This is a genomic window from Vibrio sp. Y51_MX_L26 (genome assembly GCF_024181935.1).
Taxonomy (GTDB): domain Bacteria; phylum Pseudomonadota; class Gammaproteobacteria; order Enterobacterales; family Vibrionaceae; genus Vibrio; species Vibrio diabolicus.
The window spans coordinates 96112-109265 of record NZ_JAMZAS010000002.1 but is presented as its reverse complement, the minus strand read 5'-3'; the positions used below and the strand labels follow the sequence as shown (position 1 = coordinate 109265).

At 44.1% G+C, this 13154-nt stretch carries 11 protein-coding genes; 8 read left to right on the top strand and 3 right to left on the bottom strand.

The genetic code is table 11. From position 1 onward, the window contains the following. Positions 1–27: 27 nt before the first annotated feature. From pflB to NL645_RS06625, 8 genes are all read left to right on the top strand, one after another. Positions 28–2304: a formate C-acetyltransferase gene (pflB, locus tag NL645_RS06660; RefSeq protein ID WP_005390666.1), complete on the top strand. Its 2277-nt coding sequence runs from the start codon at positions 28–30 to the stop codon at positions 2302–2304. A 152-nt stretch (positions 2305–2456) separates the two neighbouring features. Further along, positions 2457–3434, top strand: coding sequence for a lipid A deacylase LpxR family protein (locus NL645_RS06655; protein ID WP_167394145.1), 978 nt, complete (start codon positions 2457–2459; stop codon positions 3432–3434). Positions 3435–3645: 211 nt separating this feature from the next. Next, entirely contained in the window at positions 3646–4386 is a 741-nt protein-coding gene (gene pflA, locus NL645_RS06650; protein WP_253651453.1) for a pyruvate formate lyase 1-activating protein, read from the top strand. 154 nt (positions 4387–4540) lie between these two features. Next, positions 4541–5206: an energy-coupling factor ABC transporter permease gene (locus NL645_RS06645; RefSeq protein WP_006742143.1), complete on the top strand. Its 666-nt coding sequence runs from the start codon at positions 4541–4543 to the stop codon at positions 5204–5206. 136 nt (positions 5207–5342) lie between these two features. Beyond that, complete coding sequence (locus NL645_RS06640; protein WP_005390659.1) at positions 5343–5843, top strand: YfbU family protein; 501 nt, start codon at positions 5343–5345, stop codon at positions 5841–5843. A gap of 486 nt (positions 5844–6329) precedes the next feature. Then, a complete protein-coding gene (locus NL645_RS06635) occupies positions 6330–8264 on the top strand; it encodes a PrkA family serine protein kinase (RefSeq protein ID WP_005390658.1) in 1935 nt (644 codons plus the stop codon). A gap of 47 nt (positions 8265–8311) precedes the next feature. Beyond that, positions 8312–9583, top strand: a complete 1272-nt coding sequence (locus NL645_RS06630; RefSeq protein ID WP_005390656.1) for a YeaH/YhbH family protein — start codon at positions 8312–8314, stop codon at positions 9581–9583. 11 nt (positions 9584–9594) lie between these two features. Continuing rightward, on the top strand, positions 9595–11154 hold the full coding sequence (locus NL645_RS06625; protein ID WP_046874720.1) for a SpoVR family protein: 1560 nt from the start codon (positions 9595–9597) through the stop codon (positions 11152–11154). 77 nt (positions 11155–11231) lie between these two features. Here NL645_RS06625 and kdsB read toward each other — a convergent pair whose 3' ends face one another. Genes kdsB through lpxK form a run of 3 tightly spaced genes read right to left on the bottom strand, consistent with a single transcriptional unit; the run spans position 11232 to position 13154 of the window. After that, positions 11232–11987, bottom strand: coding sequence for a 3-deoxy-manno-octulosonate cytidylyltransferase (kdsB, locus tag NL645_RS06620; RefSeq protein ID WP_046874719.1), 756 nt, complete (start codon positions 11985–11987; stop codon positions 11232–11234). Further along, complete coding sequence (locus tag NL645_RS06615; RefSeq protein ID WP_046874718.1) at positions 11987–12166, bottom strand: Trm112 family protein; 180 nt, start codon at positions 12164–12166, stop codon at positions 11987–11989. The genes kdsB and NL645_RS06615 overlap by 1 nt, the downstream gene beginning before the upstream one ends. Next, a complete protein-coding gene (gene lpxK, locus NL645_RS06610; RefSeq protein ID WP_253651452.1) occupies positions 12147–13154 on the bottom strand; it encodes a tetraacyldisaccharide 4'-kinase in 1008 nt (335 codons plus the stop codon). Before lpxK ends, NL645_RS06615 begins: the two co-directional genes overlap by 20 nt.

Genomic DNA, 13154 nt, shown 5'->3' with positions numbered 1-13154 from the left:
TTTTTCTACTAAAAAGGTAGGTATGTCATGGCAGAGCAATTTGCTAAAGCTTGGGAAGGTTTTGCTGCAGGCGACTGGCAAAACGAAGTAAACGTTCGTGATTTCATTCAGAAGAACTACACTCCGTACGAAGGCGACGAATCTTTCCTAGTTTCTGAAGGTACTGAAGCGACTAACAAGCTTTGGGCTAAGGTAATGGAAGGCATCAAACAAGAGAACGCGACTCACGCTCCTGTTGATTTTGATACTTCAGTTATCTCTACCATCACTGCTCACGATGCAGGCTACATCGAAAAAGACCTAGAAACTATCGTAGGTCTTCAAACTGACGCTCCTCTAAAACGTGCGATCATCCCTAACGGTGGTATCCGTATGGTTGAAGGCTCATGCAAAGCCTACAACCGCGAGCTTGACCCACAAGTTAAGAAAATCTACACAGAATACCGTAAAACTCACAACCAAGGCGTTTTCGACATCTACACTCCACAAATCATGGCGTGTCGTAAGTCTGGCGTATTGACTGGTCTTCCTGATGCATACGGTCGTGGTCGTATCATCGGTGACTACCGTCGTGTTGCTCTATACGGTATTGATTTCCTAATGAAGGATAAATTCGCACAGTTCTCTTCTCTACAAGAGCGTTTCGAGAACGGCGAAGACCTACAAATGACAATGCAGCTTCGTGAAGAGATCGCAGAGCAACACCGTGCTCTAGGTCAAATCAAAGAAATGGCTGCAAAATACGGTTGTGACATTTCTCGTCCTGCTGAAACTGCACAAGAAGCTATCCAGTGGACTTACTTCGGTTACCTAGCTGCTGTTAAATCTCAAAACGGCGCGGCAATGTCTCTAGGCCGTACTTCTACGTTCCTAGACATCTTCATCGAGCGCGATATCGCTGCTGGCCGCATCACAGAAGAACAAGCTCAGGAAATGATCGACCACTTCGTAATGAAACTACGTATGGTTCGTTTCCTACGTACTCCTGAGTACGATGATCTATTCTCTGGCGACCCTATCTGGGCAACTGAGTCTATGGGTGGTATGGGTCTTGACGGTCGTACGCTAGTTACACGTACAAACTTCCGTTTCCTAAACTCACTATACACAATGGGTCCTTCTCCAGAGCCAAACATCACTGTTCTTTGGTCTGAGCAACTACCTGAAGGCTTCAAGAAGTTCTGTGCGAAAGTGTCTATCGATACTTCTTCAATCCAGTACGAAAACGACGACCTAATGCGTCCAGACATGAACTCTGACGACTACGCAATCGCATGTTGTGTATCTCCAATGGTTGTTGGTAAGCAAATGCAGTTCTTTGGTGCTCGTGCTAACCTTGCGAAAACTATGCTTTACACCATCAACGGTGGTGTGGATGAGAAGCTAAAAATCCAAGTTGGTCCACAAATGCCGAAGATCGAAGGCGATGTACTGAACTACGATGAGTTGTGGGAGAAAATGGACCACTTCATGGATTGGCTAGCGAAGCAGTACGTGACTGCACTAAACGCTATCCACTTCATGCACGACAAGTACAGCTACGAAGCGGCACTAATGGCTCTACATGACCGTGACGTTAAACGTACTATGGCTTGTGGTATTGCTGGTCTATCTGTTGCGGCTGACTCTCTGTCTGCAATCAAATACGCAAAAGTTAAGCCAATCCGTGACGAAGACGGTCTAGCAATCGACTTCGAAATCGAAGGTGATTACCCTAAATTTGGTAACAACGACCCACGCGTTGATGATATCGCATGTGAACTTGTTTCTGTATTTATGGGCAAAATCCGTAAGCTTAAGACTTACCGTGATGCAATCCCTACTCAGTCAATTCTTACTATCACTTCAAACGTGGTTTACGGTAAGAAAACTGGTAACACACCTGACGGTCGTCGTGCTGGTGCTCCATTTGCTCCAGGTGCTAACCCAATGCACGGTCGCGATGAGAAAGGTGCCGTAGCATCACTAACTTCAGTTGCAAAACTGCCGTTTGCTGACGCACAAGATGGTATCTCTTACACATTCTCTATCGTACCTAATGCACTAGGTAAAGATGAGGGTTCACAACGCGCTAACCTTGCTGGTCTGATGGATGGTTACTTCCACCACGAAGCGGGTATCGAAGGTGGTCAACACCTAAACGTGAACGTTCTTAACCGCGAAACTCTAGAAGACGCCGTTAAGCACCCAGAGAAATACCCTCAGCTAACAATCCGTGTATCTGGTTACGCTGTTCGCTTTAACTCTCTAACTGCAGAGCAACAAGCTGACGTAATCGCACGTACATTCACAGAGTCTCTATAAGACTTTAATGAAATAACGTTTTAGTGATACAACAAAGGCTGATGCTTCTAAGCATCAGCCTTTTTTTATTTCTTGAATGAAAGTTGTGATATTACGAAAGATTTTGCCCACATTCTTACGTATGATGCGAAAAAAGTTAGTAAATAAAGTATATGAAACTCAGTAAATTAATTGTTCTTACTCTTCTTTCTCCAGTTGCGATGGCATCCACTAAGTCTACGGTCTCTTTTACACTCGACAATGATGGTATTTTCGGCGTCGACCAAGACTACACAAATGGTATTTTTCTTTCCTACGCAACAGGCCAACTGAAACAAGAAAGCCAATGGAAATGGCTGAGTCTGGCTGACTCAGAACACGCCAATATCGATAAAATAGAGTTGGTTCTTGGCCACAAAATGTGGACTCCGAGCGACATTGAAGCGGATTATCCACTGGTCAATGATCGCCCATATGCGGGTTATCTACATACTGAGATCAACTATCTTTCTTTGACTGATGATAAGGCCGTCCGCTACAACTTCACCATCGGTGCAACAGGTGAAAGTTCGCTTTCAGAAAAAGCGCAAGAAATCGTTCACGGCATAACAGGCTCGACTGACCCACAAGGTTGGGATTACCAGATCGACGATAAAGTAGCGTTTAGCCTTGGCTACCGCGTATTTAATAAATTGATGCGCAGCGAAGAACAAAAAACGCAATGGGAAATCACCAACATTAACGACATCAATGCGGGTAACTTCCGTAGTGATGTCTCTCAAGGCGTCATGTTTCGTTGGGGTACAAACCTAGCAAGCAGCATCGGAGCCGCCAATATTAGTGTTGAGAGCCCGTTCTCAGCGAGTATGCTCGCACAGGATACTTCAAGCTGGTTCTTATTTACGGGGTTTGAAGGTCGTTACCGTTTCAATGACATGACCATCGAAGGCGATCGCCCTGGTATTCCTGAGCCATCAGCGCCATACGACGTCACACTGCAAAATTGGCAAGCAAGCGCCGTAGCAGGTGCAACTTGGTATAACCAAAATTACGGTGCAAGCCTAACCTTTACGATAAAAACGCCAGATTATGAAGAATCCCAAACTGATGTTTATGGGACAGGCTCCTTCTCTGTGTTCGCCTTTTTCTAAAAGCTGACTTATCCCTGTATCCACACCAATCTAAATACAAGGCAAGTTCTCTTGTTTGGTATTAACCAACCCTGTGATCAAGCATTTATTTAGATTGGTCTATCTATTTTCTTTCTTCACATAACCTTGCCTTTAGTACCGACAAAGCTGTTTTAACCCTGCTTTTTGTAATAAAATAACAGCTAGAATTTACTAGTAATGAGAGCAAAAGATGTCAACAACTGGTCGTATTCACTCATTTGAGTCATGTGGTACCGTAGACGGACCTGGTATTCGTTTTATCGTCTTCTTGCAAGGTTGTTTGATGCGCTGTAAGTATTGCCACAATCGCGATACATGGGATACGCATGATGGCAAAGAAGTTACGGTTGAAGAGATCATTTCCGAAGCGAAAAGTTACCGCCACTTCATGAATGCATCAGGTGGTGGCGTTACTTGTTCTGGCGGCGAAGCGATGCTTCAGCCTGAATTTGTACGGGACTTTTTCCGCGCAGCTAAAGCAGAAGGTATTCATACGTGTCTAGATACGAACGGTTATGTTCGTAAACACACTGATGTTATCGATGAAGTACTGGATGTAACAGACTTAGTAATGCTTGATATCAAGCACATGAAAGATGAAGTGCACCAAGATCTCATCGGCGTATCGAACCGACGTACATTGGACTTTGCTCGTTACTTGCAAAAAATCGGAAAGAAAACGTGGATTCGCTATGTAGTCGTGCCTGGTTACACAGATGACCCAGAAGCAGCACACATGCTTGGTGAGTTTATTAAAGATATGGATAACATCGAAAAGGTCGAGTTACTTCCTTATCACAAATTGGGTGCCCATAAATGGGAGGCATTGGGCTTAGAATACCCACTCGAAGGGGTAAACCCTCCACCGAAAGAAACGATGGACGAGGTTCAATCCATTCTTGCGCAGTACAACGATAACGTAAAATACTAAGTGAACAGCAAGACTAACCTCTTTAAAATACCAGCAATATGCTGGTATTTTTTTAACTATACCTAAGTACCTTCAATGAATCTCTATGAGGTGATTTAGGTATAAAAAGAACAATAGAAATGATTGCGTCATGATCGCATAGGAAGGAAGTAACATGGATTGGTTTAACTTGGGCTCTCTGGTTGTCATACTTTGGATAGTGCTCGCCTACTGTCTACCAGATTGGAAAAAAGTCGTTTGGCCCAAGCTTGAAAAGGAAAAAGCATTTCAGCACCTCGTTTTCGCAACACTCTTTTTTTTCAGCATCTTATGGGCAACTCAAGCTGGCGTAAAAGAAGGACTACAGATTCATTTTCTCGCGCTAACAACGCTGACGATGATGTATGGTTGGCGTATGGCCTTTCTAATCAGTATCCCCGCAATGCTGGTCAACCACCTGCTACATGATGTGTCGTTGTTGCAGTTACCCACATCTTTAGTATTGTCTGCCCTGCTTCCTATCTTCATTAGTTACCTCGTCTTTCTTTTGAGTTATCACTACTTGCCAAGAAACATTTTTGTATTCATCTTCGTTGCAGGTTTTTTCAACGGCGCGATAACAGGAAGCCTGCATCTGCTGATTAACTCCTTTTACCATTTATCGGTTGGTCATTACGATTGGGAAACCATTCAACATAACTACTTTATTTTTGTACCGTTGCTTGCCTTCCCTGAGGGCCTATTAAATGGTATGTCACTGGCGGTTTTAACCGTATTCAAGCCAGAGTGGCTAAGAGTATTTTCAGACCGAGACTACATATACAATCATTACCATAAATAAGTGTTTTTAAACTGGTCAAAAGTGACAGTTCTTGCCATTTTTTAGTATTAAATATGTGTTGAGATCATGTTTCACTCATGTCTTAAGCGTTAACCTAAGCACATTAAAAATGTATTAGATATCTAGTGAGGTCATCATGGAAATGTCAAACGCTCAACGTTTGATTCTATCAAACCAATACAACCTTATGTCTCAACTTGATCCAAGTAATGCGGCCAAATACAAACGCTTACAAACGATCGTTGAACGTGGCTATGAGCTACAAATGCGTGAGTTGAATAAAGATTTCGGCTGTCTGTCAGAAGCGGAGTGTCGTGAGATCATCGACGTTATGGAGATGTATCACGCGATGCAAGAATCTTACAACATGCTCGATACCGAAGATCGTAACAAAGTGGATCAGCGCCGCTTGCAGTTCCTTGGGTTTGATATTGCTTCGGAGGCCCAACAAGTCCATTACGTACGCTTCCTTATTGATTCTGAAGGTCTGTACCCTCAATTTGATAAAGCAGACCATCACTTTAACAGCCAAATGCCAATGCTGGATAAATACCGTCGTATGCTACAAACTTGGCGCAACTGCCCTCGTCAGTACCATTTATGCGAAAACGAGCTTGCACAAATCTTCAGCGCATAAAATATTCGTCTACGAAAAGGAAAGCACTCGCTTTCCTTTTTTATTTGCCCTGTCACAACCTTACCGCTGCTTTTCCGTCTTCTTACGCTTACCTTATGCGATGTAGAGCAATGAATCACTGAGACTCTTCTGTCTTTGCCAAATATTTGATTTGTATTGCACCTATTCACGACATAAATTCATCTTCAGTGAAAGAGTGATTCAAATGTCACTTTTGCAATAAATTCATAATTGTTAAGCAAAATTGCAAATCCCCGACTAGGCTTAAGTAGAGAAAGGCTGTGATTGAAAGATTCATATCCACCGCTCACCGTTGTAATGAAAAAACTGTCCATAAAGCAAAGTCTTTGGTGTCGCCAATCTTACATTCTGTACGAACCAAATGCGATAACAGGACGTATATTCAAACAACAAGGAGCATAACAATAGGTGGGAAAGCCTGAATCAACGTTCGTCGGTAGACTGACTATTAAAGGGGAAAGCGACATGAGTATTTTCGACCACTATCAATCAAGATATGAAGCTGCAAAAGATGAAGAGATGTCGTTACAGGAGTTTCTAGCCCTGTGTAAGGATGACAAAAGCGCTTATGCTAATGCAGCAGAACGCCTACTGATGGCGATCGGTGAACCAGAGATAATCGATACGGCAAAAGACCCGAGATTGAGCCGCATCTTCTCGAATCGTGTTATCTCTCGTTATGAAACCTTTAAAGATTTTTATGGTATGGAAGATGCCATAGAGCAAATTGTGTCTTACCTAAAACACGCGGCGCAAGGTTTAGAGGAACGTAAGCAGATCCTTTACCTACTCGGTCCTGTCGGCGGTGGTAAGTCCTCACTTGCTGAAAAACTTAAGGCTCTGATGGAACAGATGCCTATCTATGTTCTTACTGCCAATGGCGAACGTAGCCCAGTGAATGACCATCCATTCTGTCTATTCAAAGCCACGGAAGACGGCGATATTTTGAAAAAAGAATATGGCATCGAGCAACGTTATCTTCGCTCGATTATGTCGCCATGGGCCGCTAAGCGCCTTCATGAATTTGGCGGCGATATCACTAAATTTAAGGTAGTGAAAGTTCGCCCTTCAATTCTCGATCAGATCGGTATTGCTAAAACAGAACCTGGGGATGAAAACAACCAAGATATTTCATCACTGGTTGGTAAAGTCGATATCCGTAAACTCGAACATTATTCGCAAGACGACCCAGATGCCTACAGCTACTCCGGTGCGCTGTGTAAAGCAAACCAAGGTTTAATGGAATTCGTTGAGATGTTCAAAGCGCCAATCAAAGTACTTCACCCACTTTTGACGGCAACGCAAGAAGGTAACTTCAACGGTACTGAAGGTCTATCTGCGATTCCATTCGACGGTATGATTCTGGCTCACTCGAACGAATCTGAGTGGCAGACTTTCCGTAACAACAAAAATAACGAAGCCTTCCTCGACCGTGTGTACATTGTAAAAGTACCTTACTGTCTCCGCGTATCCGAAGAAGTGAAAATTTACCAAAAACTGCTTGAAAACAGTGAGCTGTCTCAAGCTCCTTGCTCTCCAAGCACGCTCGAAACTCTAGCGCAATTCAGTATTCTTTCACGCCTGAAAGAGCCTGAAAACTCATCCATTTTCTCAAAAATGCGCGTCTACGATGGTGAAACACTCAAAGACACCGATCCAAAGGCAAAAAGCTATCAAGAGTATCGTGATTATGCGGGTGTCGATGAAGGCATGAATGGTCTCTCTACACGTTTCGCCTTTAAGATTTTGTCGCGCGTATTTAACTTTGATCAAACAGAGGTGGCAGCCAACCCTGTACACCTGTTCTATGTGATTGAACAACAGGTTGAACGTGAACAGTTCCCTGCTGAAACGGCAGAGAAATATCTCGAGTTCTTGAAAGGCTATCTAGTGCCTCGCTACGTTGAATTTATCGGTAAAGAGATTCAGACCGCTTATCTCGAGTCTTACTCTGAATACGGTCAGAATATCTTCGACCGCTATGTCACCTATGCAGACTTCTGGATTCAAGACCAAGAGTACCGAGATCCAGAAACTGGTCAGCTATTTGATCGCTCTTCACTGAATGCTGAACTAGAGAAGATCGAAAAAACAGCTGGCATTTCTAACCCGAAAGATTTCCGAAACGAAATCGTTAACTTTGTGCTTCGTGCGAAAGCGAATAACAATGGTCAAAACCCGGTTTGGACCAGCTACGAAAAACTGCGCACAGTAATCGAGAAGAAAATGTTCTCCAACACCGAAGAGCTACTTCCGGTTATCTCATTTAATGCGAAAACCTCTTCTGAAGATCAGAAGAAGCATGACGACTTTGTCGCTCGCATGATGGAAAAAGGCTATACCGAGAAACAGGTTCGCCTACTTTCTGAGTGGTACCTACGAGTACGTAAGTCATCCTAACCCAGTATTGAGTTAGGTCGCTTGTGAAACATGAAGAGGGCTATTTCATGGCGCAATTTATAGACCGAAGGCTCAATGGCAAGAACAAGAGCGCTGTTAATCGACAGCGCTTCTTGAAGCGCCACAAAGAGCAAATAAAAGAGTCGGTAGCAGACGCAGTGAATCGACGCTCGATTACGAATACGGAAACGGGCGAAGACGTCTCTATCCCTCACAAAGACATCAATGAGCCGATCTTTCATCAAGGCAAAGGTGGTGTTCGCGAACGAGTTCATCCCGGCAATGACCAGTTCATTACTGGTGATAAAATTGAGCGTCCTAAAGGTGGCGGTCAAGGTAGTGGCTCGGGAGAAGGCAATGCCAGTCCAGATGGAGAAGGCCAAGACGAATTTGTATTCCAAATATCAAAAGATGAGTACCTCGATATTTTGTTCGAAGATCTCGAGCTGCCTAATCTAGAAAAAAACCAAATTGCCAAAATTACTGAATGGAAAACGCACCGCGCAGGCTTTCAAACTGCTGGTATCCCTTCAAACATTGCGGTAGTACGTTCGCTACAACAATCTCTTGCTCGACGTACGGCAATGACCGCAGGTAAGAAACGTCTTCTCAAAGAGCTAGAAGATGAACTTGCTCGTATCAAAAACATTGAACCCGCTCAGCAGTTTGAAGAGAACCGCTTGAAGGCTGAAATTGAAGAGCTGCGTAAGAAAATTGAGGGGGTTCCATTTATTGACACCTTCGACTTACGCTTTAAAAACTATGAAAAACGCCCTGTACCATCTAGTCAAGCTGTGATGTTTTGTTTGATGGACGTATCGGGCTCGATGGATCAAGCAACGAAAGACATCGCAAAACGTTTTTACGTTCTGTTATACCTGTTTTTAACTCGTACTTACGAGAATGTAGACGTCGTCTTTATTCGCCACCACACCCAAGCGAAAGAAGTGGACGAACACGAGTTCTTCTACTCGCAAGAGACCGGGGGCACTATTGTATCCAGCGCATTGAAACTGATGGACGAAATCGTAAAAGAGCGCTATCCAATTGGACAATGGAACATTTATGCTGCGCAAGCATCTGATGGCGATAACTGGGCAGATGACTCGCCAAGATGCCGCGATCTATTAGTGAACAAACTACTGCCAAACTGTCAGTACTACTCCTACATAGAAATTACGCGACGCTCGCACCAAACTCTATGGCATGAGTACGAAAAACTCACCGATGAATTTCCGAACTTCGCAATGAAAAACATTCGCTCTGTGGAGGATATTTTCCCAGTCTTCCGTGAACTATTCCAAAAAGAAACGGCGTAAGGAGGCTAGCGATGAGTACCGCAACGAAAAACCTCTCAGGAGAGGCGCCTAAGAAGCGTAATAGTAAAATGCTGCCAGATGGACCGGATTGGACATTTGAGCTGTTGGAACGCTACCACAAAGAGATTAAGCGTGTCGCACAACACTATCGCCTAGACACTTACCCTAACCAGATAGAAGTGATTACTTCCGAACAAATGATGGATGCCTACTCAAGTATTGGTATGCCCATCAATTACAACCACTGGTCGTTTGGTAAAAAGTTCATCCAAACGGAACAGAACTATAAGCATGGTCAAATGGGGTTAGCCTACGAGATTGTCATTAACTCCAATCCGTGTATCGCCTATTTGATGGAAGAAAACACCGTGACAATGCAAGCGCTAGTGATTGCTCACGCTTGTTACGGGCACAACTCTTTCTTCAAAGGTAATTATCTGTTCCAAACCTGGACGGACGCTAGCTCCATCATCGATTATTTGCTGTTTGCCAAAAAGTATTTGGCTGAATGTGAGGAGCGATATGGAGTACAGGAAGTGGAAAAACTGCTCGACTCCTGCCACGCCTTAATGAACTTTGGTGTGGATCGTTACAAGCGACCAGAAAAAATCTCCATTACCGAAGAGAAAGCGCGACAAGAAGAACGCGAGGCATACTTACAGTCTCAAGTGAATGAATTGTGGCGCACAGTACCAAGAGCCAAAACCAAAGAGGAAGATCTTAAAGAGCGTTTCCCAAGCGAGCCTCAGGAAAACTTGCTCTACTTTTTCGAAAAGCATGCCCCGCTACTAGAGCCGTGGCAACGTGAAGTCGTGCGGATTGTACGCAAAATCAGTCAGTATTTTTATCCGCAAAAACAAACGCAGGTCATGAACGAAGGCTGGGCAACATTCTGGCATTACACCATTCTCAACCATCTTTACGATGAGGGTTTGGTATCCGAAAAGTTCATACTAGAGTTCTTACATAGCCATACCAGTGTGGTAGCTCAACCGCCTTATAATAGCCCTTACTTTAATGGTATTAATCCATACGCCTTGGGCTTTGCAATGTTCCGGGATATTAAACGTATCTGTGAAGAACCAACTGATGAGGACAAGGAGTGGTTTCCGGGCTTGGCAGGAACGGATTGGTTAGATGCGGTACATTTCGCGATGCATAATTTCAAAGATGAAAGCTTCATTAGCCAATACCTTTCTCCGAAATTAATGCGTGATTTCAAGCTGTTTGCGATCAACGATGATGACCATAAAAACTTTATTGAAGTCGCCGCGATACACGATGAGATGGGTTATAAACGCATTAGAGAAACCTTAGCCGCTCAGTACAACTTATCTAATCTTGAGCCAAACATTCAGGTATTTAATGTCGATGTTCGTGGTGATCGCTCACTCACGTTGCAATACGTACCTCATAACCGAATCCCACTTGATGACAGTTATGAAGAAGTTCTGAAACACGTGTACCGATTGTGGGGATTTGATGTCATTCTGCAAGAAGTAAAAGACACAGGTCACCGAGAAGTCTTAGCGACCTGCCCTAAACGGAATCAATATGACACAAACATCTAACTAATACTTGTGCATAAGCAACAAAAAGGCTCCTAATTCAGGAGCCTTTCTCGTTCTTAATTCAATGTGACCTTTAGTTATGCTTGCTTCGCCACAATAGCGCGCACCGCCTCTAGATCTTCTGGCGTATCAACGCCGGCTGCTGGCGCCTCTTTCGCTACCGCTACATGAATTTTTTCACCGTACCAAAGCACTCTTAGTTGCTCAAGGCACTCGATCTGCTCCAATGCGCTCGGAGCCCAATTTACATACGTATTAATGAAACCAGCTCGATAAGCATAAATACCAATATGACGCATTAATGGGTTGGCAATGATTTTGTCTTGTTTGGCAAAGTTATCGCGATCCCAAGGGATAGTTGCTCGGCTAAAGTACATCGCATAGCCTTGCTCATTAGCCACAACTTTAACTGCATTCGGATTAAACACTTCTTCTTCCGAGTCTATTTCTATGGCTAATGTCGCCATCGGAGCGTCACACCCCGATAAGTTATCAGCAACCTGACGAATGATAGACGGTGGAATCAAAGGCTCGTCCCCTTGCACATTAACAATAATGTGGTCTGCAGGAATAGCCATCTTTTCAACAACTTCAGCAAGGCGTTCAGTACCTGATTCGTGGTTAGGAGAGGTCATACAGACTTTACCACCAAACGACGAAACAGCATCTGCAACACGCTCGTCATCAGTTGCCACGATAACATCTTCCGCACCCGCTTGTAGCGCTTGCTCGTAAACCCACTGAACCATTGGCTTACCGCCAATATCCGCCAACGGTTTACCAGGCAAACGGTTCGATGCGTAACGCGAAGGAATGACAACCGTAAAAGACATTAGCGTCCCTCATCCATACTCATAGTACGAGCTTCAGGCTCGAGCAGAACGGGAATACCCTCTTTGATCGGGTAAGCGAAGCGATCCAATTTGCAGATCAACTCTTGATTCTCTTTATCGTACGTCAGCTTACCTTTGCAAACAGGGCAAGCTACAATCTCAAGCAGACGGTGATCCATAAGCCGCTTTAACCTCTTTTATTCTCTTTAAAATTTGCTCTGCATCGTTTGGTTCAAACTGGGCAGATACAGGCAGATACCACCAATTATCTTGCGCATAATGGCTGCATTTGACAGCATCTTTCTCGGTCATAATCACATTGGCCCCTTGTTGAGCCAATGCTTCTAATTCTTGTTGGTCAAAGTCTTGATGGTCAGCAAAACCTTTTGTGACTTTAACATCTGCGTTCATCGAGTTTAGTGTATGAAAAAATCGTAGTGGATGCCCAATCCCTGCAAATGCCACTAGCTCTTTTAACTCAGAAACGTCCACAAGTTGCTTAGTCTTGAGGTTAATGGCTTTAGATGGCGCTAAAGTCATTGCGATTTCGCCCGTATGTGCTTGACCGCCATTGGTGATGATAAAGTCGACTTCAGCAAGACGCTCGACCCCTTCACGCAGTGGGCCAAGCGGAATGAGGCTTTCATTCCCAAATCGGCGATTCCCATCCACAATCACTAACTCAATATCACGGCCTAACGCATAATGTTGTAACCCATCGTCCGTAATAATGATATCCACACCTGACTCAAGCAGTGCTTTCACTGCATTTGAACGCACCGGGTCTACCGCAACAGGCGCTCCTGTGCGTCGATGAATCAACTTAGGTTCATCACCACAATGTTTCGCAGGCGTACCTTCTTTTAGCACTAACGGATAGGCAGGAGCTTTTGCTCCATAGCCACGAGAAACGACCCCTGGCTTAAGTCCAAGCTGTTGCAGTTGCTCAACAAGCCAAACCACAACTGGTGTTTTGCCATTACCACCAGCCGTGATATTGCCGACAACAATAACAGGGATAGGCGCGTTGTAGGCTTGCTTACGGCCTGTTTGATATTGCTTTCGCTTAGACTTACTTATTGCTCCAAATAATACACTCAGTGGCCACAAAAGCGGCCACAAGAGGTATTTTATTGGATGGTTTTCAAACCAGATTTTTTCAACCAC